Consider the following 25,284-nt stretch of genomic DNA (forward strand, 5'->3'; position numbering starts at 1 on the left):
GCCAGAAACGCCCCGGCAATACTTTCTGCTATTTAAACCACTTCTGCTCCATTTCCAGAAATTCTGGCGACGCTTTGACGACGTCCAGTGCGGCATTGAGGTTATTCAGCAGCTCCGGGTCATCTTTGCGCACTGCAATGGCGAACTGCTTGCCGTAGTAGGCGGGATCCGTTGCGCGTTCATCCATGATGCCGTAATCAGGGTTATCCTGCTGCCATTTAGTCAGCGTTTCCTGGTCGCCGATTACTCCGCTAATAGCGCCTTCTTTCAGCGCGTTTAAGGCGCTTTCGTCGCTTTCATACGCAATGGCGTGCACCGCTTTTTGCTTATCCCGCAGATAGTGCTGGTGAATTGTACCTTTCACGACGCCGAGCTTTTTATCTTTTAGATCGGCAAAGGTGTGGGCCGCATCTTTGGCTATCACCACAACGCCAGAGAGCTCTTGTCGATAGGGATGAGTAAAAGCGACCTGTTTTTCTCGCATGGGAATCACTTCAATACCGGCGATAACGGCGTCAAATTTCTTAAAGCGTAGTGCCGGGATAAGCGTGTCGAAGCTTTGGGGGGTAAATTTGCATTCGACTTGCATCTGCTTGCAGAGCGCATTAGCCAGGTCGATATCAAAACCCGCAGGCTGATTTTTACTGTTGACGGTTTCATACGGCGCATTGGCCGTGGTTGTCCCAAAATGTAGCGTTGTTGCCGATGCTGTTCCTGCGGCAAGCGTAGTCAGCAGCAGGACGGTAAGCGCTTTTTTCATTTTATTTCCCTGGTTGTCATCGTTGTTGACCGTCAGCGGGCGATGTCTGCCCATAAACGTGAACGATTTTGCGCCTTTAGTGGGGCTGGAAAAAGCTATTTTGCCGCATGTGATGGTTATTTAGGCAATTTAAGAGTATGTCTGGTGATAAAGTGGTCACTTGAACCAAAAACAAAAAAAATTGCTCTTAGGGGGGTTGCAGGTAAATCGAATTCTCGTATAATGCGCCTCCCGTGACGAAGCAGAAATGCAAATCACGACGCTATAGAAATATGGCCAGAAGTATGCGGGAATAGCTCAGTTGGTAGAGCACGACCTTGCCAAGGTCGGGGTCGCGAGTTCGAGTCTCGTTTCCCGCTCCAAAAATTTGAAAAGTACCATCCTAATCACAGGATTTCGAGTTGCGGCAAGGCAGCAACTGAACGAATCTTTAGGAGCTTACTTAAGTAAGTGACTAAAGTGAGTGAAGGCAGCTAACGCAGAAGCAGCTTGAAAGACGAAGATTAAGCGGGAATAGCTCAGTTGGTAGAGCACGACCTTGCCAAGGTCGGGGTCGCGAGTTCGAGTCTCGTTTCCCGCTCCAAAGTTTGAAAGTCACCACACCCAAGCGGGAATAGCTCAGTTGGTAGAGCACGACCTTGCCAAGGTCGGGGTCGCGAGTTCGAGTCTCGTTTCCCGCTCCAAAATTTCTTCCGATGCTCATTTTATCCACAGCGCAAAATCGCGCCGGGGATGATTTTCGTTATACCCAGGAAAATACTGTGAACAGAGTTATCCACAGGTTAATCTTTTGCCATTAGTCGGAAAAATACTTCGTTATATAAATAGTATCTTCTTATTTTGTTGAAATATAAGAATAAAATTTCATTTCAAAGTGTTAATTCGATCTCTTGACGAACGACTGCGCGTTGAAACGCAATGTGTTTTTATTTTTATTCACACCCTGTGAATGAATCAGGCATCTCGTGGTAACCCTTTCTCAACTACCCTGACCAGCCGTAGTTTCTTCGGCAACTGCACCTCAACCACGTTGCTATTTCGCTTCTCAATTTGCTGCGCAATCGCCCATTCAATGTGCTCATCGAGAAGTGGGTGCTCACCTCGGCGACTTTCCAGAGCCTTCAGATTGGCTTCATTCCAGGGGGCATTGCCCAATGCGACGGCGATATTACGCAGCCAGCGCAGATGACCAATACGCCGAATGGCCGATCCTTCCGTCACTTTCAAAAAATAAGGTTCACTCCAGGTGAATAGTTCCAGTAACGCCGGGGCATGCAACGCTTTACGCGGGCTGAAGTCTTCTTCATCGGTTAGCTGCGCGAAGCGATTCCACGGACAAATTAGCTGGCAGTCATCGCAGCCGTAGATGCGGTTTCCAATAAGTGGACGAAACTCTTCCGGGATTGCGCCTTCCAGTTCTATGGTCAGGTAGGAGATACAGCGGCGGGCATCCACGGTATAGGGCTCAACGATCGCACCGGTTGGGCAGATAGTCATACAGGCGACGCAGCGACCGCACTCTTCTTCGACGGGTCGATCGACAGGTAAAGGGAGGTCGACGAGCAGTTCGCCGAGGAAAAAGAACGATCCGGCGTCGCGACTGAGGATAAGTGAGTGCTTACCTGTCCAGCCAAGTCCGGCTTTTTCAGCTAAAGGACGTTCAAGAATCGGCGCGGAATCGACAAACGGTCTAAAATTGAGCGAAGCACACTGTCCCTGAATCATCTCACCGAGTTTTTTCAGGCGGTTACGTAACAGCTTATGATAATCCCGCCCGAGGGCATAACGGCTAACGTAACCCAAGGAGGGATCTTTCAGGGTACGGGCGAAAGCGGCGTTAGCAGGCAGATAGTTCATCCGTACGCTAATCACGCGTAACGTACCGGGCTGGAGTTCATGAGGGCGCGCGCGCATCATGCCATGGCGCGCCATCCATTCCATTTCGCCATGGTATTGTTTATCCAGCCAGGCCTGCAGTTTAGGTTCGCTGGCGCTGAGATCGGTATCGGTGATGCCAACCTGCTGGAACCCTAATTCTTTGCCCCATTGTTTGATTTGTTGCGCTAACTGATTGAGATCGAGGGGCTGTGACATGATGGACCATCTGATGACGAAAAACACTGACAGTATACCACACATCATCTGGCCTGCGGATGCGCTACGGCGGGCGGAAAAAGAAGCAGCAGATAGTTTAGGGCTCACGCTGTTTGAACTGATGCGTCGCGCGGGTGAAGCGGCTTTCCAACTCGCTCGAGCACAATATCCTGATAGTCAGCACTGGCTGATTCTTTGCGGTCACGGTAATAACGGCGGTGATGGCTATGTGGTGGCTCGCCTGGCGCAGGCGCAAGGGATTCAGGTAACGCTGCTGGCGCTGGAGAGCGAGAAACCGTTGCCGGAAGAGGCTAGCGCCGCGCGCGAAGATTGGCTCAGTGCGGGCGGTATGATTCATGCCGCTAACATTCCCTGGCCGGAAAATATCACTTTAATTATTGATGCCCTGCTGGGTACCGGGTTGCATAGCGCTCCACGACAAGACATCGTGGAGATTATCGACCATACGAACGCATATCCGGCCCCGGTTATGGCGCTGGATATCCCATCCGGGCTAAACGCGCAGACCGGCGCGACGCCGGGAGCCGTTATCAACGCCGCGCACACCATCACCTTTATCGCACTTAAACCTGGGTTGTTGACCGGTAAGGCCCGCGATGTCGTCGGCCGCTTGCATCACCACGCGCTCGGTCTGGAGGGTTGGTTAGCTGGTCAGGCTACCGTACTGCGCCGCTTTGATGCCTCGCAACTCGCCGACTGGCTACCGCCGCGACGCCCCACATCACATAAAGGCGATCACGGTAAGCTGGTGATTATCGGCGGTGAACCGGGTACTGCGGGGGCCATCCGTATGACCGGCGAGGCATCTCTGCGTGCGGGGGCGGGGTTAGTGCGAGTGTTAACTCACCAAGACAACATCGTCCCCATTCTAACCGCCAGACCAGAGTTGATGGTCCACGAGCTGACGGCTCAGTCGCTGGAAGAGAGCTTGCAATGGGCCGATGTGGTGGCGATTGGACCAGGGCTGGGCCAGAGCGAGTGGGGCAAAAAAGCGCTGCGCCAGACGGAGAATTTTCGTAAACCGATGGTCTGGGATGCGGATGCGCTGAACCTGCTGGCAATCAATCCCGATAAACGTCACAATCGCGTGCTAACGCCGCATCCCGGCGAAGCCGCCCGTTTGCTGAACACGAGTGTGGCAGAAATTGAAAGCGATCGCTTACATTCTGCACAACGTCTGGTAAAACGTTATGGTGGTGTCGTAGTGCTGAAAGGCGCGGGTACGATAGTCGCGAACGAATCAGGCGAGATGGGCATTATCGACGTGGGTAATGCCGGCATGGCTAGCGGTGGAATGGGCGATGTGCTGACCGGTATTATTGCCGCATTGTTAGGCCAGCGCCTGACGCCGTATGATGCCGCCTGCGCTGGATGCGTTGCTCATGGCGAAGCCGCCGATCGTCTGGCCGCCAGAAATGGCACTCGCGGAATGCTGGCGACCGATCTTTTTTCCACGCTCAGGCGTGTTGTTAACCCGGATGTGATTGACGTAGACCATGATTAACCGAGTGATTTCTTTACCCGACGAGCAGGCGACTTTAAACCTTGGCGACCGCATAGCGCAGGCGTGTACTGGCGCCACGGTTATCTATTTGTATGGCGATTTAGGTGCGGGTAAAACCACCTTTAGCCGCGGCTTTCTTCATGCGCTTGGCCATCGTGGTAATGTCAAAAGCCCAACCTATACGCTGGTCGAACCCTATAGTCTCGATAATCTGATGGTCTATCACTTTGACCTGTATCGCCTTGCGGATCCTGAGGAGCTCGAATTTATGGGGATTCGCGATTATTTTACTGATGATGCCATCTGCCTGGTGGAATGGCCGCAACAAGGCACAGGTGTACTGCCTGACCCGGATGTTGAAATTCACCTTGAATACCAGGCTCAAGGGCGGGAGGCGCGCGTAACGGCGGTCTCCACATTGGGTGAGTCTCTATTGGCGCGTTTGGCTAATTAGCCTGAAGGACGACGGGATGATGTATCGCATAACCAGTTGGCTGGCCGCTGCACTGATGCTGTTTAGCATTCAGGCCACCGCGGCAAGTTTATCCGACATCCAGGTCTCAAATGGAGATCAGCAGGCCCGCATTACCATTAGTTTTATCGGCGATCCTGAATATTCGTTTAGCCCACAGGGCAAGCGAACCGTGGCGCTGGATATAAAACAGACTGGCGTGCTCCAGGGGCTACCGCTGCAGTTTAGCGGCAATAATCTGGTGAAAAGTATCCGTTCCGGGTCGCCGCAGGACGCGCAGTCGCTGCGTCTGCTGGTGGATCTGACCGCCGATGGGAAAACTCGTGCGGTGAAGCAGCAGAATGGCTCTAACTATACCGTGGTGTTTACCATCAATGCTGATGCGCCTCCACCACCTCCGCCGCCAGTGGTAGTGAAACAGGTTGAGAAACCCATTGTGCAACCTTCTCGTCCGAGTGAACCGGCGCGTAATCCGTTTAAAGCCGATAACGATCGGCTGACTGCGGTGACCAGCACAAGCACAAGTACCATCACGCGTCCCGCGACTCGCACCGTATCGACCGACGATAAAGTGATTATCGCTATAGATGCCGGTCACGGCGGTCAGGACCCGGGAGCAATTGGTCCGAATGGCACAAAAGAGAAGAATGTGACCATTGCTATCGCCCGCAAGCTTCGCACGCTGCTGAACGCCGATCCCCAGTTCAAGCCGGTACTGACGCGCGATGGCGATTATTTCATTTCCGTTATGGGACGTTCAGACGTAGCGCGTAAGCAAAATGCTAACTTCCTCGTATCGATTCACGCTGACGCTGCGCCAAACCGTGATGCAACCGGGGCCTCGGTTTGGGTGCTTTCCAACCGTCGTGCCAACAGTGAAATGGCCGGCTGGCTCGAACAGCATGAGAAACAGTCTGAGTTGCTGGGCGGCGCGGGCGATGTGCTGGCGAATAGTCAGTCGGACCCTTACCTGAGCCAGGCGGTGCTGGATTTACAGTTCGGCCATTCTCAGCGCGTCGGGTATGATGTGGCGACTAATGTGTTGAGCCAGCTACAGCGAATCGGCGACTTGCATAAACGTCGCCCTGAACATGCCAGCCTGGGCGTTCTGCGCTCGCCGGATATCCCGTCAATCCTTGTCGAAACCGGGTTTATCAGCAATACCGGCGAAGAGAGATTGCTGGGTAGCGATGCTTTTCAACAGCAGGTCGCCGAGGCGATTTATAACGGTCTGCGTAACTACTTTATGCAGCATCCGCTGCAATCAGCGCCGCGCGGGACTGCGGCGCAGACTGCCAGCGCAGGGTCATCAGACGGAACGTTGTTAAATTAAGGAGACGGCTATGCCGATTCAGGTTCTACCGCCGCAGCTCGCCAACCAGATTGCCGCTGGTGAAGTGGTGGAACGTCCGGCGTCTGTCGTCAAAGAGTTAGTTGAAAATAGCCTCGATGCAGGGGCTACGCGTATCGATATTGATATTGAGCGCGGCGGTGCGAAGTTGATCCGCATCCGTGACAACGGCTGTGGGATTAAAAAAGATGAACTGGCGTTGGCTCTGGCGCGTCATGCCACCAGTAAAATCGCCTCGCTTGATGATCTGGAAGCGATAATCAGCCTCGGATTTCGTGGTGAAGCCTTAGCCAGTATCAGTTCTGTCGCCCGCCTGACGCTAACCTCGCGTACTGAGGAGCAGCAAGAAGCCTGGCAGGCCTACGCAGAAGGGCGCGATCAGGACGTTACCGTTAAACCAGCGGCGCACCCGGTGGGAACAACGCTGGAAGTACTGGATCTGTTTTATAACACCCCCGCTCGCCGCAAATTCATGCGTACCGAAAAAACCGAGTTTAATCATATCGACGAGATCGTGCGGCGCATCGCGCTGGCGCGTTTCGACGTCACGATTAACCTCAGCCACAACGGTAAAGCGGTGCGCCAGTATCGCGCCGTGTCACAGGATGGTCAGCGTGAACGGCGGCTGGGGGCGATTTGCGGTACGCCGTTTCTTGAACATGCTCTGGCTATCGAGTGGCAGCACGGCGATCTTACCCTTAGCGGCTGGGTGGCCGATCCTCTGCATACGAATCCGGCGCTGGCAGAAATTCAGTATTGCTACGTCAACGGACGGATGATGCGCGACCGCCTGATTAATCATGCAATTCGTCAGGCTTGTGAAGATAAGCTGGGGGCCAATCAGCAGCCCGCTTTTGTGCTTTACCTGGAAATCGATCCGCACCAGGTAGATGTGAATGTTCATCCGGCCAAGCATGAAGTTCGTTTTCATCAGTCGCGGCTGGTTCATGATTTTATTTATCAAGGTGTGCTGAGCGTGCTTCAGCAGCAGCTGAGTGCGCCATTGGCAGAAGAGGGCGATGAACCGGCGCCTCGCCAGGTTCCGGAGAACCGCATTGCAGCAGGCGGCAACCATTTCGCCCAGCCGGCGGTTGCGCGTGAAACGGCTCCTCCCCGATATCATGATGAGACTGCCGTGCCGCGCTTTAATGCGGGAGGCTCGCGAGAATCCACCGCTTCGGGTTCCGCTGGTGGAGCAAGTTGGCCCCATGCGCAGCCAGGCTATCAAAAACAGCAGGGTGCGCTGTATCGCCAACTGCTGGATACTCCGGTCCCGGAGCGAAAGCCAGTATCACCCACACCAGTGACAGAAGGATTGGCTGGACACAGTCAAAGCTTTGGTCGCGTGTTGACGATTGTTGATGGCGACTGCGCGCTGCTAGAGCGCGATGGCAAGTTAGCGTTATTGGCTCTGCCGGTTGCAGAACGCTGGCTGCGTCAGGCGCAACTGACGCCCGGCGTAGAAGCGGTTTGCGCCCAGCCGCTGCTTATCCCGCTGCGGCTAAAAGTGTCTGAAGGGGAAAAAGTCGCACTGGATAACGCGCAATCAGCGCTGACTCAGGTCGGTATTGAACTGCAATCTGATACGCAGCACGTGACGATTCGGGCGGTGCCTTTACCCTTAAGACAACAAAATTTACAAATCTTGATTCCTGAACTGATAGGCTACCTGGCGCAGCAAAAAACATTCGACGTCAACAATATTGCCCAGTGGATAGCGCGCAATCTGGCGAGTGAGCACGGGCAGTGGAATATGGCGCAGGCGATTGCTGTCCTGGCGGATATAGAACGTTTGTGCCCGCAGTTGGTTAAAGCGCCGCCGGGTGGTCTGTTACAACCTGTTGATTTACATTCGGCGATGAATGCCCTGAAAGATGAGTGATGTAACCGAGGCGAGCCTGCCTAAGGCAATATTTTTAATGGGCCCGACGGCCTCCGGTAAAACCGCGTTAGCTATCGCTTTACGTAAAGTTTTGCCCGTAGAGTTGATTAGCGTTGATTCAGCCCTCATCTATCGAGGAATGGATATCGGTACGGCTAAGCCGGATGCGCAAGAGCTAAGCGCTGCGCCGCATCGACTGCTGGATATTCTTGATCCGGCTGAAGCTTATTCTGCGGCAGATTTTCGTCGCGATGCGTTGGCAGAGATGGCTGATATTGTCGCTGCCGGGCGTATTCCGCTGCTGGTCGGCGGAACAATGTTGTATTTCAAAGCGTTGTTGGAAGGATTATCGCCGTTACCTTCGGCGGATCCTGCAGTCAGAGCCAGAATTGAGCAACAAGCCGCAGAGCAAGGGTGGAACGCGTTACACCAGCAATTACAGGAGATTGATCCGGTTGCCGCGGCGCGTATTCATCCAAATGATCCGCAAAGACTTTCCCGAGCACTGGAAGTTTTTTTCATTTCGGGTAAAACTTTAACGGAACTGACGCAAACGTCAGGTGACGCTCTGCCGTATAAGGTGCATCAGTTCGCCATCGCCCCGGCGAGCCGTGAACTGCTCCATCAACGCATAGAACAGCGTTTTCATCAGATGTTGGCTTCGGGTTTTGAAGCAGAAGTACGGGCGTTATTTGCCCGGGGAGATTTGCATACGGATATGCCTTCCATTCGTTGTGTCGGATATCGCCAGATGTGGTCGTACCTTAATGGCGAGATCCCGTATGATGAGATGGTTTATCGAGGTGTTTGCGCCACGAGACAGTTAGCTAAACGTCAGGTCACCTGGTTGCGCGGTTGGGAAGGTGTCCACTGGTTAGATAGTGAACAACCTGAACAGGCGTTCAACAAAGTATTACAGGTAGTTGGTGCTAGCCTGGACTGAACGTGTACAATTGAACGGTTATCGTGCGTAATTTTTTTAAGAATCGTAAGGTTCTGAGTACAAAACAAGCATACATATAAGGAAAAGAGAGAATGGCTAAGGGGCAATCTTTACAAGATCCGTTCCTGAACGCTTTGCGTCGGGAACGCGTTCCGGTTTCTATTTATTTGGTGAATGGTATTAAGCTGCAAGGGCAAATTGAGTCTTTCGATCAGTTCGTGATCCTGTTGAAAAACACGGTCAGCCAGATGGTCTATAAGCACGCAATTTCTACAGTTGTCCCGTCTCGCCCGGTGTCTCACCACAGCAATAATGCTGGCGGCGGCACAAGTAACTATCACCACGGTGGTAGCGCGCAAGGCTCTTCTGCGTCGCAGCAAGACAGCGAAGACGCCGAATAAGGCTGATGCTGTTTTTCCACGTCGGGGAGCCAGGTTTTCTGAGTTCCCCGCTGGTATTTTATAAGGGGTTTACGCTTGTTTGACCGTTATGATGCCGGTGAGCAGGCGGTACTGGTACACATCTATTTTTCGCAAGACAAAGATATGGAAGATCTCCAGGAGTTTGAAACTCTGGCCTCTTCCGCCGGTGTCGAAGCAATGCAGGTGATTACCGGTAGCCGTAAAGCACCGCACCCGAAGTATTTTGTTGGTGAAGGTAAAGCAGTCGAAATTGCGGAAGCCGTAAAAGCGACCGGTGCATCGGTCGTGCTCTTCGATCATGCCCTGAGTCCGGCACAGGAACGAAACCTTGAACGCTTATGCGAATGTCGGGTTATCGATCGTACCGGCCTGATTTTAGATATTTTTGCCCAGCGAGCGCGCACCCACGAGGGGAAGCTGCAGGTCGAGCTGGCGCAGTTGCGGCATATGGCGACTCGCCTTGTCCGTGGCTGGACCCACCTTGAAAGGCAGAAGGGCGGGATTGGTTTACGTGGCCCGGGTGAAACCCAGCTCGAAACCGACCGCCGATTGCTGCGTAACCGTATTATGCAGATCCTGTCGCGACTGGAAAAAGTTGAAAAACAACGCGAGCAAGGACGGCGGTCACGCGCCAAAGCCGATATTCCTACCGTGTCGCTGGTAGGTTATACCAACGCCGGTAAATCAACGCTGTTTAACCAGATAACCGAAGCCGAGGTCTATGCCGCGAACCAACTGTTCGCTACCCTGGACCCGACGCTACGCCGCATTGATGTCACTGATGTTGGCGAAACCGTACTGGCGGATACCGTTGGCTTTATTCGTCATCTGCCACATGATTTGGTCGCGGCGTTTAAAGCAACTCTGCAGGAGACACGTCAGGCGACGCTGCTGCTGCACGTCATTGACGCGGCCGATGTCCGCGTGCAGGAAAATATTGATGCAGTGAATACGGTCCTCGCCGAAATCGAGGCCGATGAGATCCCGGTGCTGCTGGTTATGAACAAAATCGACATGTTGGACGATTTTGATCCGCGTATTGACCGGGATGAAGAGAATAAACCGATCCGGGTCTGGCTCTCCGCCCAGACCGGGGTTGGCGTACCACTCCTTTTTCAGGCTTTAACGGAACGGCTTTCCGGTGAAGTAGCTCAGCACACGCTGCGTCTACCACCGCAGGAAGGTCGACTAAGAAGCCGGTTTTATCAGCTTCAGGCGATAGAAAAAGAGTGGATGGAGGATGACGGTAGCGTTGGTCTGCAGGTACGCATGCCGATCGTTGACTGGCGTCGCCTTTGTAAACAAGAGCCAGCGCTGGTTGAATACGTGATTTGACCTTGCAGCTTGCCTGAAGATATTAACCCCTGTGGGGATATCAAAAACAAATATGGAGCATATACATGGCGTGGAATCAGCCCGGTAATAACGGACAGGACCGCGACCCGTGGGGAAGCAGCAATAACCAAGGCGGCAACTCTGGGGGAAATGGCAACAAAGGTGGTCGCGAGCAGGGACCTCCCGATCTGGATGATATCTTCCGTAAGCTAAGTAAAAAACTCGGCGGTCTGGGTGGCGGAAAAGGTGGACTGGGGGGCGGTAGCGGCTCTCAGGGACCTCGTGGCCCAATGGGCGGACGTGTCGTCGGCATCGTTGCCGCCGCTGCGGTGATTATCTGGGCAGCCAGCGGTTTCTATACTATTAAGGAAGCTGAACGTGGTGTGGTCACACGCTTTGGTAAATTCAGCCATCTGGTTGAGCCTGGCCTTAACTGGAAACCCACTTTCGTTGATAACGTTCAGGCGGTTAACGTTGAATCAGTACGTGAACTGGCGGCGTCTGGCGTCATGTTGACCTCTGACGAAAACGTGGTGCGCGTCGAGATGAACGTGCAGTATCGCGTGACCGATCCGGAACGTTACCTGTTTAGCGTTACCAGCGCAGATGATAGCCTGCGTCAGGCCACCGACAGCGCTCTGCGTGGTGTTATCGGTAAATACACCATGGATCGTATCCTGACTGAAGGCCGTACCGTGATCCGTAGCGATACCCAGCGCGAGCTGGAAGAGACGATTCGTCCGTACAACATGGGGATTACTCTGCTGGACGTTAACTTCCAGACAGCGCGTCCGCCGGAAGAAGTGAAAGCCGCGTTTGACGATGCGATTGCCGCGCGTGAAAACGAACAACAGTACATTCGTGAAGCTGAAGCATACACCAACGAAGTTCAGCCGCGAGCGAATGGTCAGGCACAGCGTATCCTTGAAGAAGCGCGTGCGTATAAAACTCAGACCGTTCTCGAAGCCCAGGGTGAGGTTGCTCGCTTTGCGAAGATCCTGCCTGAATATAAAGCAGCTCCGGAAATTACCCGTGAGCGTCTGTATATCGAAACCATGGAAAAAGTGCTGAGCCATACTCGCAAAGTGCTGGTTAACGATAAGGGGAGCAACCTGATGGTTCTGCCTCTGGATCAGATGCTGAAAGGTGCTGGCGCACCAGCGGCAAAGAGTGATAGCAGTGGCGCAAGCGATCTGCTGCGTCTGCCGCCTGCATCCAGCTCAAGCAGCGCCAGTAACGCTCAGACCTCTACGGGAGGCAACATTATGGACCAACGCCGCGCCAACGCGCAGCGTAACGACTACCAGCGTCAGGGGGAATAACGATGCGTAAATCTGTTATCGCGATAATTGTCATCGTGCTGGTGGTGCTCTACATGTCCGTCTTTGTTGTTAAAGAAGGCGAGCGCGGTATTAGCCTGCGCTTTGGTAAAGTTCTGCGCGACGATGAAAACAAACCACTGGTTTATGAGCCGGGCCTGCACTTCAAGATCCCGTTCATTGAATCAGTGAAAATGCTGGATGCGCGTATCCAGACCATGGATAACCAGGCCGATCGCTTTGTGACCAAAGAGAAGAAAGACCTGATCGTTGATTCGTACATCAAGTGGCGCATCAGCGACTTCAGTCGTTACTATTTGGCAACTGGCGGCGGCGACGTCTCCCAGGCCGAGGTTCTGCTGAAGCGTAAATTCTCTGACCGTCTGCGTTCTGAAATTGGGCGTCTGGATGTGAAAGACATCGTAACGGACTCCCGTGGTCGTTTGACTCTGGAAGTGCGTGATGCGCTGAACTCTGGTTCTGCAGGCACAGAAGATGAAGTCAGCACCCCGGCTGCTGATGATGCGATTGCCAAAGCGGCAGAGCGTGTTGAAGCAGAAACTAACGGTAAGGTGAAGGTGATCAACCCGAATAGTATGGCGGCACTGGGTATTGAAGTTGTCGACGTACGAATCAAACAGATCAACCTTCCTGCTGAAGTTTCTGAAGCGATCTATAACCGTATGCGCGCTGAGCGTGAAGCAGTAGCTCGTCGTCACCGTTCGCAGGGTCAGGAAGAAGCTGAAAAACTGCGTGCGACTGCGGACTATGAAGTCACCAAAACGTTGGCAGAATCTGAGCGCCAGGGACGTATCATGCGTGGTGAGGGTGATGCTGAAGCAGCGAAGCTGTTTGCTGATGCTTTCAGCCAGGATCCGGGTTTCTATGCCTTTATCCGTAGCCTGCGTGCTTACGAGAATAGCTTCCAGAGCAATCAGGATGTGATGGTTCTCAGCCCGGATAGTGATTTCTTCCGCTATATGAAATCACCTGCGGCGACCACCCACTGATAAGTGATTCTGTAAGCAAAAAGGCGCCTGTTAAGGCGCCTTTTTTTACAACTGAGCAGGATTAGTTGCCCAGCAGTTTATTCAGCAGGCCACCGATCACAGGTACGCTTGCCAGAGTGCTTTCAATCGTTCCACCGATAGTTGAACCAATCGTTTTACCGATCGTTTCGCCCAGGCCCGGCGCGATGGTTGAAAGGTTTACCGTACCCAGAATAGGTAAATCAATGCTCAGATTACTACCTAGCGACCATACCGCAGAACCTGCCTTACTGCCCAGGGATGCCAGACCATCTTGCAGCCAGCCAGCACCGCTTACGGCATCAATTTCAATTGCTGTTAATTCTCTCATAATAATCATCCTAATTATTTTATGCTCGTATCCATATTTGATACGAGGAAGATACTTGCAATTTTAAAAAGAACATTCAATACAATGAGTTATGAATTTTGTTTCATAAAATCAGTTCATAATAAAGAGGAAATACCGGACAATATGAAGTGAGAGTAAACACAACATTGATAAACCACTGGTACTCCACAGCGCAAAATTTATATAAAGGTGAATAATGAACTCAACAATCTGGTTGGCACTGGCGCTGGTTTTAGTACTTGAAGGACTCGGGCCATTACTTTACCCACGGGCATGGCGGCGAATGGTCGCCACGATGAGTCAGTTGCCGGATAATTTATTACGCCGTTTTGGTGGGGGTCTTGTGGTTGCCGGTATCGTGATCTACTACATGTTGAGGAAAACGATTGGCTGATTAACAAGTAGCCTAATTTACCGTATCTTGAGTGCAAAAAGTGCTGTAACTCTGAAAAAGCGATGGTAGAATCCATTTTTAAGCAAACGGTGATTTTGAAAAATGGGTAACAACGTCGTCGTACTGGGCACCCAATGGGGTGACGAAGGTAAAGGGAAGATCGTCGATCTCCTGACTGAACGGGCTAAATATGTTGTGCGCTACCAGGGTGGTCACAACGCAGGCCATACTCTCGTAATCAACGGTGAAAAAACCGTCCTCCATCTCATTCCATCAGGCATTCTTCGTGAAAATGTTACCAGCATTATCGGTAACGGCGTCGTGCTGTCGCCTGCTGCACTGATGAAAGAGATGAAAGGACTGGAAGACCGTGGTATCCCTGTCCGTGAGCGTCTGCTGCTGTCTGAAGCCTGCCCGCTTATCCTCGATTATCACGTTGCGCTGGATGTTGCGCGTGAGAAAGCGCGTGGCGCGAAAGCTATCGGTACTACCGGTCGCGGTATCGGCCCAGCTTATGAAGATAAAGTAGCTCGCCGCGGTCTGCGCGTTGGTGACCTGTTTGATAAAGCAACCTTCGCTGACAAACTGAAAGAAGTGATGGAATATCACAACTTCCAGTTGGTGAATTTCTACAAAGTTGAAGCGGTTGACTATCAGAAAGTCCTGGATGATGTGATGGCGATTGCCGACATCCTGACAGCCATGGTTGTTGATGTCTCCGATCTTCTGGATCAGGCGCGTCAACGTGGCGACTTTATGATGTTCGAAGGTGCGCAGGGTACGCTGCTGGATATTGACCACGGTACCTACCCGTACGTGACTTCCTCTAACACCACCGCAGGTGGCGTGGCCACCGGTTCCGGCCTGGGCCCACGTTATGTTGATTACGTTCTGGGTATCATCAAAGCCTATTCTACTCGTGTAGGCGCGGGTCCATTCCCGACTGAACTGTTTGATGACATCGGCGAGTTCCTGTGCAAGCAAGGTAACGAGTTCGGCGCTACTACCGGCCGTCGTCGTCGTACCGGTTGGCTTGACGCCGTTGCGGTGCGCCGTGCGGTGCAGATTAACTCCCTGTCTGGCTTCTGCCTGACTAAACTGGACGTCCTGGACGGCCTGAAAGAAGTTAAAATCTGCGTAGCCTACCGTATGCCGGATGGCCGTGAGGTGACCACCACTCCGCTGGCTGCTGACAACTGGGAAGGTATTGAACCGATTTATGAAACAATGCCAGGTTGGTCTGAAACCACCTTCGGCGTGAAAGAGCGCAGCGGCCTGCCGCAGGCAGCGCTGAACTATATCGCGCGCATTGAAGAACTCACCGGCGTACCGGTTGATATCATCTCTACCGGTCCTGACCGTACCGAGACGATGATTCTGCGCGACCCGTTCGACGCATAATTATCCCCAGGGGCGCCGTTCAGGCGCCTCTTGTTTTTGCTGTTCGCCCGCCCCATTTAAATAAATTAGCGGCCTGAGCGCTGGCTGGTTTATCATCAATAGTAATTACGTCTATCGACACACCCTGTTTTTCTTTTCCCTGAGGTTGATTGTGCAGTTAACGAGTTTCACTGATTACGGATTACGTGCGCTGATATATATGGCGTCGTTGCCGGATGGAAGGATGACCAGTATCTCCGAAGTCACGGAGGTTTACGGTGTCTCTCGTAATCATATGGTAAAAATAATCAATCAGTTAAGTCGTGTCGGCTACGTCACGGCAGTACGGGGAAAGAACGGCGGAATTCGCCTTGGCAAACCGGCAAACACGATTCGAGTCGGCGATGTTGTCCGCGATTTGGAGCCGTTATCGTTGGTCAATTGCAGCAGCGAATTTTGCCATATTACGCCCGCCTGCCGCCTGAAGCAGGCGCTTGCAGAAGCCACACAAAGTTTTCTTAAGGAACTAGATAACTACACGTTGGCCGATTTGGTTGAAAAGAATCAACCACTTTATAAATTATTACTGGTGGAGTGACGTAAACTTCACTGGAGATGACAACGGAGGAACCGACATGTCACAAGATCCTTTCCTGGACCGCGAAACTGAAAAGTACGCCAATCCAATCCCAAGCCGGGAATTCATCCTCGATCATTTAGCAAAACGCGAAAAACCGGCCAGCCGTGATGAGCTGGCAATAGAGCTGAATATCGAAGGCGAAGAACAACAAGAAGCATTGCGCCGTCGACTGCGCGCAATGGAACGTGATGGTCAACTGGTCTTCACTCGTCGCCAGTGCTACGCGCTGCCTGAGCGTCTCGATCTGCTGAAAGGCATCGTTATCGGTCATCGCGATGGCTATGGCTTCCTGCGCGTCGAAGGCCGTAAAGATGATCTTTATTTATCATCTGAACAGATGAAAACCTGCATTCATGGCGATCAGGTGCTGGCACAGCCTCTGGGTGCGGACCGTAAAGGCCGCCGGGAGGCTCGTATCGTTCGTGTCCTGGTACCAAAAACCGGGCAGATCGTCGGCCGCTACTTTACCGAGGCGGGTGTGGGCTTTGTCGTTCCCGATGACAGCCGCTTAAGTTTCGACATCCTGATTCCGCCGGAAGCAGTGATGGGCGCGCGCATGGGGTTTGTGGTAGTGGTTGAGCTCACCCAGCGCCCGACCCGCCGCACTAAAGCAGTGGGTAAAATCGTCGAAGTGCTGGGCGATAACATGGGAACCGGAATGGCGGTCGATATGGCCCTGCGCACCCATGAAATCCCCCATGTCTGGCCGTCAGAGGTGGAAAAACAGGTTTCAAGTCTGAAAGAACAGGTGCCGGAAGAGGCGAAGGCTGGACGTGTTGATTTACGTAATCTGCCGCTGGTCACCATTGATGGCGAAGATGCTCGCGACTTTGATGACGCCGTATACTGTGAGAAGAAACGCGGCGGCGGCTGGCGTCTGTGGGTGGCCATTGCCGATGTGAGCTACTACGTGCGTCCCGGCACGCCGCTGGATGGTGAAGCACGCAGCCGTGGTACCTCGGTCTACTTCCCATCTCAGGTCGTCCCGATGCTGCCGGAAGTGCTTTCCAACGGTCTGTGCTCGCTGAATCCTCAGGTCGACAGGCTCTGTATGGTTTGCGAGATGACGATTTCATCAAAAGGCCGTCTGACCGGCTTCAAATTCTACGAAGCGGTGATGAGTTCCCATGCTCGCCTGACCTACACTAAAGTCTGGCATATGCTGCAGGGCGACCAGGACCTGCGTGAGCAGTATGCGCCGCTGGTTAAGCATATTGAAGAGCTCCATAACCTCTACAAAGTGCTGGATGTTGCTCGTGAAGAGCGCGGCGGCATCTCATTTGAGAGTGAAGAAGCTAAATTCATCTTCAATGCTGAACGCCGCATTGAGCGCATCGAGCAAACTCAGCGTAACGACGCGCATAAGCTGATTGAAGAGTGCATGATTCTGGCGAACATTTCCGCTGCGCGCTTTGTGGAGAAAGCTGAAGAGCCGGCGCTGTTTCGTATTCACGATAAGCCGAGTACGGAGGCGATCACCGCATTCCGTTCGGTGCTGGCGGAGCTTGGACTTGAACTGCCCGGTGGTAATAAGCCGGAGCCGCGTGATTATGCCGAACTGCTGACGTCGATCGCCGATCGACCAGATGCGGAAATGCTGCAAACCATGCTGCTGCGGTCGATGAAACAGGCGGTGTACGACCCGGAAAATCGCGGTCACTTTGGCCTCGCGCTGCAATCTTACGCTCACTTTACCTCGCCGATTCGTCGCTACCCGGATCTGTCGCTGCACCGCGCTATCAAGTATCTGCTGGCGAAAGAGCAGGGGCATAAAGGCAATAGCACTGAGACCGGTGGCTGGCACTACAGTATGGAAGAGATGCTACAACTGGGGGCTCACTGTTCGATGACGGAGCGCCGTGCTGACGAAGCTACCCGCGATGTGTCGGACTGGTTGAAGTGTGATTTCATGTTGGATCAGGTGGGTAACGTCTTCAAAGGCGTGATCGCCAGCGTGACCGGTTTTGGTTTCTTCGTGCGTCTGGATGAGCTGTTTATTGATGGTCTGGTGCACGTCTCTTCGCTCGATAATGACTACTATCGTTTCGACCAGGTGGGTCAGCGGCTGATCGGCGAGTCCGGTGGCCAAACCTACCGTCTGGGCGATCGCGTAGAAGTGCGCGTTGAAGCAGTCAACATGGACGAGCGCAAGATTGACTTCTCGCTTATCTCCAGCGAGCGCGCTCCGCGCAATGTGGGGAAAACCGAGCGAGAGAAGGCGAAAAAGGGTGCCGCAGGCAAATCCTCCGGTCGTCGTCGTCAGGCAGGAAAGCAAGTGAACTTTGAGCCAGATAGCGCATTCCGCAAAGAGAAAGGCAAATCTCAACCGAAGGCTGCTCAGCCGAAAGGCGAGAAAAAAGCGAAGAAACCGTCGGTGAAAACCCAAAAAATCGCTGCGGCGACCAAAGCCAAGCGCGCGGCGAAAAAGAAAATCGCTGAGTGATTGGATTCCCTTCATCCTGATTCCGTCTAATGTAGCGGAGAACGTCTGGGTGAAGGGAACGGCTAACAGAACCTAAAACGAGTACATAAATGAGTGAAATGATTTACGGCATCCACGCGGTGCAGGCACTGCTGGAACGCGCTCCTGAGCGTTTTCAGGAAGTCTTTATTCTGAAAGGCCGTGAGGATAAGCGCTTGCTGCCGCTGATCCATGCCCTGGAGGTTCAGGGAGTGGTGATTCAGGTTGCCAACCGCCAGTATCTTGATGAGAAAAGCGAGGGTGCTGTTCATCAGGGGATTATTGCTCGCGTGAAGCCTGGGCGCCAGTATCAGGAGAACGATCTGCCGGATCTGATCGCTTCTCTCGATCAACCGTTCCTTTTGATCCTCGACGGTGTGACCGACCCACATAACCTCGGCGCCTGCTTACGTAGTGCCGATGCCGCTGGCGTGCACGCGGTGATTGTGCCGAGAGATCGCTCCGCGCAGCTCAATGCGACGGCGAAAAAAGTCGCCTGCGGGGCGGCAGAAAACGTTCCGCTGATCCGCGTGACTAACCTCGCGCGTACCATGCGACTGCTGCAGGAAGAGAACGTCTGGATCGTGGGTACCGCTGGCGAAGCCGACCACACTCTATTCCAGAGCAAGATGACCGGTTCGATGGCGCTGGTGATGGGAGCGGAAGGCGAAGGTATGCGCCGTCTGACCCGCGAACACTGCGATGAGTTAATCAGTATTCCGATGGCTGGCAGTGTTTCATCGCTGAACGTGTCTGTCGCGACCGGGATTTGTCTGTTTGAAGCGGTGCGCCAGCGCAGTTAAGCGCCGTAGCCATAAGCTAAATACCAGAATCATCCTTCGGGATGGTTTTTTTGTGACTCCTTTCGCGAGCGGGTTTGCCCAGCGTGACCATACTTAATGGCAACGCCATTGAAGGAGGGAAACACAATGCACTGGCAAACTCACACCGTATTCAATCAGCCCACCCCACTTTGTAACAGCAACTTATTCCTGTCAGATACCGCTTTGCGTGAAGCGGTGGTGCGCGAAGGCGCTGGCTGGGACGGTGACCTGCTGGCGAGTATCGGTCAGCAGCTGGGAACCGCAGAATCTTTGGAGCTTGGTCGTCTGGCAAACAGCAATCCGCCGGAGCTTTTGCGTTACGACGCAACAGGCTCACGCCTTGATGATGTGCGCTTCCATCCCGCATGGCATCTGCTGATGCAGGGGTTGTGTGCTAACCAGGTCCATAATCTTGCCTGGCAGAAAGAGGCTCGTGATGGTTCCTTCGTTGCCCGCGCAGCTCGCTTTATGCTGCATGCGCAGGTGGAAGCAGGAACCTTATGCCCCATCACCATGACCTTCGCCGCCACTCCGCTATTGCAGCGTTCGCTGCCAACACTATTTAGCGACTGGTTATCGCCATTATTGAGCGATCGTTACGATCCACATCTTGTGCCGGGTAATCAGAAACGCGGGCTGCTTATTGGGATGGGAATGACCGAAAAGCAGGGTGGGTCTGATGTATTGAGTAATACCACCCGGGCGGAAAAAACGGCCGAAGGCTTTTATCATCTGATTGGGCACAAATGGTTTTTCTCAGTACCGCAAAGCGATGCCCATCTGATATTAGCTCAGGCACCCGCGGGTCTTTCTTGTTTTTTTGTCCCGCGTCTGTTACCTGACGGACAACGTAACGGTATTCGTCTGGAAAGACTGAAAGACAAATTAGGTAACCGTGCGAATGCCAGTAGCGAAGTCGAGTTTTTTGATGCCTGCGGTTGGCTGGTTGGGGAAGAGGGGGATGGCGTCCGGCAAATCCTCAAAATGGGCGGTATGACCCGCTTCGATTGCGCGCTGGGCAGTCACGCGTTGATGCGCCGGGCTTATTCAGTGGCGCTGTACCATGCGCTGCAACGTCAGGCATTTGGAAAAAATCTGGTCGACCAGCCAATGATGCGCCAGGTTCTGGGGCAAATGGCATTGCGGCTTGAGGGGCAAACCGCCTTTTTGTTCCGCCTCGCGCGCGCGTGGGATAAGCGTGATGATGTGCAGGAAGCGCTATGGGCAAGGTTGTTCACTCCTGCAGCGAAGTTTGCTATCTGCAAATCCGGGATTCCGTTTGTCGCGGAGGCGATGGAGGTCTTGGGTGGTGCTGGTTACTGTGAAGAGAGTGAACTACCGCGCTTATATCGCGAAATGCCGGTCAATAGCATCTGGGAAGGCTCAGGCAATATCATGTGTCTGGACGTGATACGCGTTCTGACGAAGCAACCGGCGGCGCTGGAACTTCTGGCGGCGGAATGTGCGGAAGTGAAAGGGCAAAATCGTCATTTCGATCGCTCATGGCGGCAATTGCAACAGTGGTTACGGCGACCAGCGGAAGGGCAGGCCAGGGAGATAACCCAACTGGTCTATATGTTAGGCGTGGGCGCGCAGGTATTGCGCTATGCTTCACCACCGACGGCTGAAGCCTGGTGTCGTATGATGCTCGACGCGCGCGGCGGCTTGTTGCTTAGCGAGCCGATGCTAAGCGAAGTATTGAGCCGGGCGACCGGCGGTGCCTTCTAGGGATGGAGCAGGGCGGTAAATTGCTCGTCGCTGCCCTGAAACACATTCAAATCCACAAAGGCGTCTATTCCAGCAAGGCGACCACGATTAGCGAACTGCCAGAAGACCCATTGGCGCGAACTTTCCAGCCTGGGCTGGCGCCAGATATCACGGAGCCACAACGGATTATCGTTAAATTCATTCTGTAGGTGGTCGTCATAAAATTCGCGGGTGGCATAAAGAATGACTTTTTGCTGATAAACCGTCTCCAGCATGGCGGTCATGGCCCGCACTTCAGCAACGATTTGTTGGTGGCTCTGAGGCATACAGTTACCTCCGTATTCCAGATCCAGCACCGGCGGCAGCGCGTGAGGGCTGACGGGCACAGTGGCGATAAAGTTGCCCGCCTGCGCAATACCGGATTTACAAAAAGTAAAAAAATGATAGGCGCCGGTGATGATTCCCTGCTTCCGGGCATTACGCCAGTTGGCATCAAAAGCGCTATCTTTAAAGCTCTCGCCTTCCGTTGCTTTGATAAAGGCGAATTGAATGTTTTGTTGTTTGAGCTGCGCCCAGTCAATGGATTGCTGGTGGTGGGAAACATCAATTCCCTGGATTGGGAACGTTTGACGAGAAGGGTAATTAAAGCGGAGCCAGCCTTCATAGAAGGCAATTCTGGTCAGTCCGGCGAATAGCGCTAACGCCAGCAGCAACCAAATGATCTTTCGTCCCTGGGTAAACATGACTTCCTGCCATGAGAAATGAAACACGAACGCATGCTAGCACATTCAGGCATAAAGAATGGCCTGCACCCGCCAGTTATCCGGCTGTTGCTCTTCATACATTTGGACGATGCGATACCAGGATGCACCTTGCTCATCGGCCTGTACGGCGATGGCATGCTCAACATCCTGCTGGCTACCGGAGATGTTGTTAACGCAAATCAGGCCAATTTCATTGAGGCCCGTTACGCAATCCGCACTGGCAAATTCCGCTGACTGCGCGGAGGTATTGGCCGTTGCCGAGGTCAGCATTAGGCTGGGTAGGGTAAAAGATCGTTTCATCGTCAGCTCCATTTTACGTAGTCCTGAGGGCAGTCCGTTGCTAACGTCCTGCCAGGTTACAGCTGGCCGAACGTTATTATGCACAGGAAAACGTGAATGGGCGCAAAGCAGTGTAAAGCTCGTTTAAAGATTAACCGCTATTTACGGTAGAGAATCGCTTGCGAATACCACTGGCCGGGAACCATCGTGTCATCAATCATGATGATGACGTAGTAATCTGCTTTCGCTTTCTCTGCTTTGACCTTTAACGCAGCTTCTACATCCATCGGTGAGCCGTACATTAATACGCTCACTGTGCCCATCTTTTGTAGACCCGTCGTCTGGTTACGCTGGATCTCTTGCGGATGGTCGGTTGCGGGCGGTGGTGCTTCTGGCGTTCCTTGTAAGGCACTACAGCCAGTCAAGACGATAGCCAGTAACCATGGTGTAAACCTACGCATAACCATATCTCGTTTCCTGATAGTCATAGTGTAGTGGTAGCCTGAATGTCATTTCCGGGGAATGTTCCCAAATTGTTATCTCGGACGCGATTTTCGAATGAAAATATTCTGAAAGCGTAACCGGGTTCTCAACATTATGAATCATGCGCGAACGAGTTTCGTGCTCAATAACACAACATCACTATAGAGAAAGGAGACGATAAATGATTGCACTAGAAATGCGTAGCCTTGCGGGCGGGGAGATTCTGCATGCATATCCACAGAACGCGGCCGATAAACCGTTGCCGTGTATCGTCTTTTATCATGGTTTCACTTCTTCTAAGCTGGTCTACAGCTATTTTGCTGTCGCGTTAGCAGAAGCCGGGTTTCGGGTGATAATGCCAGATGCTGCAGAACACGGTGCGCGCTATCTTGGCGATGAACAAGGCAGGATGCAGCGGTTTTGGCCGATCCTGATGCAGAATTTTGTTGAGTTCCCGGCGCTGCGGGAGGCGATTCGCGAGCAAGGGTGGCTTGCTGACGGGAGACTGGCGGTTGCCGGGGCATCAATGGGCGGAATGACGGCGCTGGGCATTATGACCCATCACCCGGAATTGAAAAGCGTGGCCTGTCTGATGGGGTCTGGTTATTTCAGTTTGCTTTCGCAGAACCTATTCCCGTCGCCCGATTTTTGCGTAAAACAACTGGTCGAGTGGGACGTTAGCGAGCAGCTAGATACACTTGCCAGCCGACCGCTGTTGCTTTGGCACGGTGACGAAGATGATGTCGTACCACCGGGAGAAACGTTCCGCCTTCAGCGCTCATTGCAGCAAAACGACCTGGCCGACAATTTGACTTGTATCTGGCAGAAAGGCGTCCGTCACCGCATTACGCCTGAGGCATTAGCGGCGACGGTGGCGTTCTTTCAGCGTCATCTTTAAACGCGAATCACCTGAACGCCCTGATCTTCAAGCTGCTTGAGGATCGCTTCATCCGCCTGCCTGCCGGTAATCACCAGGTCGATTTGTGCGGCCTGGCTGAATAACATTCCGGCACGCTCGCCAACTTTGCTGCTATCGACCAGCACCGCGAGTTTACCGACGACGTTAAGCATTTTTTGCTCCGCCATTGCCGTCAGCATATCGGTTTTGTAGAGCCCTTCGGCGGTCAGCCCTTTGCCGCTGGTAAACATCCAGTGCCCGGCATACAGGCTATTATCGCTACCTTGTGGGCTCAGAGTGATGGAGTGGCTGCGGTTATACTGCCCGCCCATAATGATAACGCTGTCATGTTCTTGATCGATCAGATAGTTGGCCAGAGGCAGGTAGTTAGTGATGATTTGTACCGGCTTTCCGCACAGTTCCTGGCCTAGCAGGAATGCGGTAGAGCCGCAGTTGATGACGATGCTTTCGCCTGGGTTAACCAACTGCGAAGCCGCGCGCGCAATGCGCACTTTCTCATCGTGGTTTTGCGCCTGGTGAATATTCATAGGTGACCAGCGCGGGCGCTGCTCACTGATAGCCTCCGCACCGTTGCGAACTTTTTTCAGCTTGCCGCTTTCGTCGAGTTTATTGATATCGCGTCGTGCCGTCGCTGGCGAAATTCCTAGCCGGGAAATCACCTGCTCCACGGTGACAAATCCCGTTTGTGCCAGCAAATCCAGTAAAATTTGATGTCTTTGCGCTTCCGTCATGAGCAAATCCGATTAAAAGTGATAAGCAAAGATGATATTTGAAATCAGGTGAAAATACTAATGCCGACGGGGATAATTTCCGGCGGGCGGTCAACGATTACCGCTCGCCGGAGAAGTGTTACAGGAAGGACTTAAACGGCAGGTCCGGTTCCATGGTGAAGCAGTCGTCGAATCCGCGTGGATAGTGGTACTCGAAATTATCCTTATCCAGCGGCCAGGTGAATTTCCCGCCAACCTGCCAGATGAAAGGCTTGAAGCCATATTTCAGACGATCTTTCTTCATGTCCCACAAGACGCGGATTTCCTGCGGGTCAGCCTGGAAGTTTGACCAGATATCGTGATGGAACGGGATGACGACTTTGGTGTTCAGCGACTCAGCCATGCGCAGGATATCAGCGCTGGTCATTTTGTCGGTAATACCGCGCGGGTTCTCGCCGTAGGAACCCAGCGCGACGTCAATTTGATGTTCGTTTCCGTGCTTAGCGTAGTAGTTGGAATAGTGTGAATCGCCGCTGTGATACAGGTTGCCGCCCGGCGTTTTGAACAGGTAGTTCACCGCACGCTGATCCATTCCATCCGGCAGTACGCCCGCCGCTTTTTGATCCGCTGGCAGGGTAATCAGTGCGGTACGGTCAAAGGCGTCAAGCGCGTGGATTTCAACGTCCTTCACTTTTACCACATCACCCGGCTTCATCACGATGCAGCGCTCTTTCGGCACGCCCCAGCCGATCCACAGATCAACACAAGTTTGCGGGCCGATAAATGGTACGTTATCGGCGCAATTCTGCATCACCGCGGCGGCAACGTTAACGTCGATATGATCGTTGTGATCGTGCGTAGACAGAACGGCGTCAATCTGGCGAATAGCGAACGGATCGAGTACGAACGGGGTGGTGCGCAGATTTGGCTGGAGTTTCTTGACGCCTGCCATGCGCTGCATCTGATGGCCTGTTTTCATCAGCGGATTGCCATGACTTTGTTTGCCCGTACCGCACCAGAAATCGACACAGATATTGGCCCCGCCTTCTGATTTCAGCCAGATGCCCGTACAACCCAACCACCACATGGCAAAGGTACCAGGTGCAACCTGCTCTTGTTCAATTTCTTCATTCAACCAGCTACCCCACTCAGGGAAGGTGTTCAGGATCCATGATTCGCGGGTGATGGTTTGTACTTTACTCATTGCGCTTTTCCTCACATATTGTCAAAAGTAATCACA

Annotated in this window: 24 protein-coding genes and 3 tRNA genes; 19 read left to right on the forward strand and 8 right to left on the reverse strand. The window is 53.1% G+C overall.

Annotated features, from left to right (window positions below):
• Window positions 1–28 precede the first annotated feature (28 nt).
• Entirely contained in the window at window positions 29–760 is a 732-nt protein-coding gene (locus HV127_RS09785) for a transporter substrate-binding domain-containing protein (RefSeq protein WP_182235722.1), read from the reverse strand.
• A gap of 286 nt (window positions 761–1,046) precedes the next feature.
• Between HV127_RS09785 and HV127_RS09790 the strand changes: the two genes are divergently transcribed.
• From HV127_RS09790 to HV127_RS09800, 3 genes are all read left to right on the forward strand, one after another.
• Window positions 1,047–1,122, forward strand: a tRNA-Gly gene (locus tag HV127_RS09790).
• 145 nt (window positions 1,123–1,267) lie between these two features.
• Window positions 1,268–1,343 (forward strand) — tRNA-Gly (locus HV127_RS09795).
• Between the two features lie 24 nt (window positions 1,344–1,367).
• Window positions 1,368–1,443, forward strand: a tRNA-Gly gene (locus tag HV127_RS09800).
• A 271-nt stretch (window positions 1,444–1,714) separates the two neighbouring features.
• Here the strand turns inward: HV127_RS09800 and queG are convergent.
• A complete protein-coding gene (queG, locus tag HV127_RS09805) occupies window positions 1,715–2,854 on the reverse strand; it encodes a tRNA epoxyqueuosine(34) reductase QueG (protein WP_182235723.1) in 1,140 nt (379 codons plus the stop codon).
• Window positions 2,855–2,867: 13 nt separating this feature from the next.
• Between queG and nnr the strand changes: the two genes are divergently transcribed.
• The 9 genes from nnr to hflC all read left to right on the forward strand — a co-directional run bounded on the left by nnr (window position 2,868) and on the right by hflC (window position 13,113).
• Window positions 2,868–4,379, forward strand: a complete 1,512-nt coding sequence (gene nnr / locus HV127_RS09810) for a bifunctional ADP-dependent NAD(P)H-hydrate dehydratase/NAD(P)H-hydrate epimerase (protein WP_182235724.1) — start codon at window positions 2,868–2,870, stop codon at window positions 4,377–4,379.
• Entirely contained in the window at window positions 4,372–4,833 is a 462-nt protein-coding gene (tsaE, locus tag HV127_RS09815) for a tRNA (adenosine(37)-N6)-threonylcarbamoyltransferase complex ATPase subunit type 1 TsaE (protein ID WP_112216212.1), read from the forward strand. The genes nnr and tsaE overlap by 8 nt, the downstream gene beginning before the upstream one ends.
• A gap of 16 nt (window positions 4,834–4,849) precedes the next feature.
• Entirely contained in the window at window positions 4,850–6,184 is a 1,335-nt protein-coding gene (gene amiB, locus HV127_RS09820) for an N-acetylmuramoyl-L-alanine amidase AmiB (RefSeq protein ID WP_182235725.1), read from the forward strand.
• Window positions 6,185–6,194: 10 nt separating this feature from the next.
• Window positions 6,195–8,084 (forward strand): DNA mismatch repair endonuclease MutL, encoded by a 1,890-nt coding sequence (gene mutL / locus HV127_RS09825; RefSeq protein ID WP_182235726.1) that lies wholly within the window; start codon window positions 6,195–6,197, stop codon window positions 8,082–8,084.
• Window positions 8,077–9,027: a tRNA (adenosine(37)-N6)-dimethylallyltransferase MiaA gene (gene miaA, locus HV127_RS09830; protein WP_112216209.1), complete on the forward strand. Its 951-nt coding sequence runs from the start codon at window positions 8,077–8,079 to the stop codon at window positions 9,025–9,027. Before mutL ends, miaA begins: the two co-directional genes overlap by 8 nt.
• A gap of 92 nt (window positions 9,028–9,119) precedes the next feature.
• Window positions 9,120–9,428, forward strand: coding sequence for an RNA chaperone Hfq (gene hfq, locus HV127_RS09835; RefSeq protein ID WP_110274473.1), 309 nt, complete (start codon window positions 9,120–9,122; stop codon window positions 9,426–9,428).
• 75 nt (window positions 9,429–9,503) lie between these two features.
• Window positions 9,504–10,784, forward strand: a complete 1,281-nt coding sequence (hflX, locus tag HV127_RS09840) for a ribosome rescue GTPase HflX (RefSeq protein ID WP_182235727.1) — start codon at window positions 9,504–9,506, stop codon at window positions 10,782–10,784.
• Window positions 10,785–10,849: 65 nt separating this feature from the next.
• Window positions 10,850–12,106, forward strand: a complete 1,257-nt coding sequence (gene hflK / locus HV127_RS09845) for an FtsH protease activity modulator HflK (protein ID WP_182235728.1) — start codon at window positions 10,850–10,852, stop codon at window positions 12,104–12,106.
• Between the two features lie 2 nt (window positions 12,107–12,108).
• Window positions 12,109–13,113: a protease modulator HflC gene (gene hflC / locus HV127_RS09850; protein WP_181483922.1), complete on the forward strand. Its 1,005-nt coding sequence runs from the start codon at window positions 12,109–12,111 to the stop codon at window positions 13,111–13,113.
• A 61-nt stretch (window positions 13,114–13,174) separates the two neighbouring features.
• Here the strand turns inward: hflC and HV127_RS09855 are convergent, their stop codons facing one another.
• Window positions 13,175–13,462, reverse strand: coding sequence for a hypothetical protein (locus HV127_RS09855; RefSeq protein ID WP_181483921.1), 288 nt, complete (start codon window positions 13,460–13,462; stop codon window positions 13,175–13,177).
• A gap of 217 nt (window positions 13,463–13,679) precedes the next feature.
• Here HV127_RS09855 and HV127_RS09860 point away from each other — a divergent pair, with 217 nt between their 5' ends.
• The 6 genes from HV127_RS09860 to HV127_RS09885 all read left to right on the forward strand — a co-directional run bounded on the left by HV127_RS09860 (window position 13,680) and on the right by HV127_RS09885 (window position 20,910).
• Entirely contained in the window at window positions 13,680–13,877 is a 198-nt protein-coding gene (locus tag HV127_RS09860) for a DUF2065 domain-containing protein (RefSeq protein ID WP_004097978.1), read from the forward strand.
• Between the two features lie 102 nt (window positions 13,878–13,979).
• Window positions 13,980–15,278, forward strand: a complete 1,299-nt coding sequence (locus HV127_RS09865) for an adenylosuccinate synthase (RefSeq protein ID WP_182235729.1) — start codon at window positions 13,980–13,982, stop codon at window positions 15,276–15,278.
• Window positions 15,279–15,429: 151 nt separating this feature from the next.
• Entirely contained in the window at window positions 15,430–15,855 is a 426-nt protein-coding gene (nsrR, locus tag HV127_RS09870; protein ID WP_110274468.1) for a nitric oxide-sensing transcriptional repressor NsrR, read from the forward strand.
• A 37-nt stretch (window positions 15,856–15,892) separates the two neighbouring features.
• Window positions 15,893–18,340 (forward strand): ribonuclease R, encoded by a 2,448-nt coding sequence (gene rnr / locus HV127_RS09875; RefSeq protein ID WP_182235730.1) that lies wholly within the window; start codon window positions 15,893–15,895, stop codon window positions 18,338–18,340.
• 89 nt (window positions 18,341–18,429) lie between these two features.
• Entirely contained in the window at window positions 18,430–19,161 is a 732-nt protein-coding gene (rlmB, locus tag HV127_RS09880; protein ID WP_182235731.1) for a 23S rRNA (guanosine(2251)-2'-O)-methyltransferase RlmB, read from the forward strand.
• Between the two features lie 126 nt (window positions 19,162–19,287).
• Window positions 19,288–20,910, forward strand: coding sequence for an isovaleryl-CoA dehydrogenase (locus tag HV127_RS09885; RefSeq protein ID WP_182235732.1), 1,623 nt, complete (start codon window positions 19,288–19,290; stop codon window positions 20,908–20,910).
• Here HV127_RS09885 and HV127_RS09890 read toward each other — a convergent pair.
• From HV127_RS09890 to bsmA, 3 genes are all read right to left on the reverse strand, one after another.
• Complete coding sequence (locus tag HV127_RS09890; protein ID WP_182235733.1) at window positions 20,907–21,632, reverse strand: GH25 family lysozyme; 726 nt, start codon at window positions 21,630–21,632, stop codon at window positions 20,907–20,909. The two genes, HV127_RS09885 and HV127_RS09890, sit on opposite strands and share 4 nt — an antisense overlap.
• A gap of 45 nt (window positions 21,633–21,677) precedes the next feature.
• A complete protein-coding gene (gene yjfN, locus HV127_RS09895) occupies window positions 21,678–21,953 on the reverse strand; it encodes a DUF1471 family protease activator YjfN (protein ID WP_181421806.1) in 276 nt (91 codons plus the stop codon).
• Between the two features lie 137 nt (window positions 21,954–22,090).
• Window positions 22,091–22,399, reverse strand: a complete 309-nt coding sequence (gene bsmA, locus HV127_RS09900; protein ID WP_220022289.1) for a biofilm peroxide resistance protein BsmA — start codon at window positions 22,397–22,399, stop codon at window positions 22,091–22,093.
• 197 nt (window positions 22,400–22,596) lie between these two features.
• Here bsmA and yjfP point away from each other — a divergent pair, with 197 nt between their 5' ends.
• Window positions 22,597–23,313: an esterase gene (gene yjfP, locus HV127_RS09905; RefSeq protein WP_182235734.1), complete on the forward strand. Its 717-nt coding sequence runs from the start codon at window positions 22,597–22,599 to the stop codon at window positions 23,311–23,313.
• Here the strand turns inward: yjfP and ulaR are convergent.
• Window positions 23,310–24,065 (reverse strand): HTH-type transcriptional regulator UlaR, encoded by a 756-nt coding sequence (gene ulaR / locus HV127_RS09910; RefSeq protein ID WP_142514473.1) that lies wholly within the window; start codon window positions 24,063–24,065, stop codon window positions 23,310–23,312. The genes yjfP and ulaR overlap by 4 nt on opposite strands.
• Window positions 24,066–24,183: 118 nt before the next feature.
• Window positions 24,184–25,248 (reverse strand): L-ascorbate 6-phosphate lactonase, encoded by a 1,065-nt coding sequence (ulaG, locus tag HV127_RS09915; protein ID WP_182235735.1) that lies wholly within the window; start codon window positions 25,246–25,248, stop codon window positions 24,184–24,186.
• Window positions 25,249–25,284: the final 36 nt, after the last annotated feature.

This window comes from Klebsiella sp. RHBSTW-00215, from assembly GCF_014103785.1.
GTDB lineage: Bacteria > Pseudomonadota > Gammaproteobacteria > Enterobacterales > Enterobacteriaceae > Klebsiella.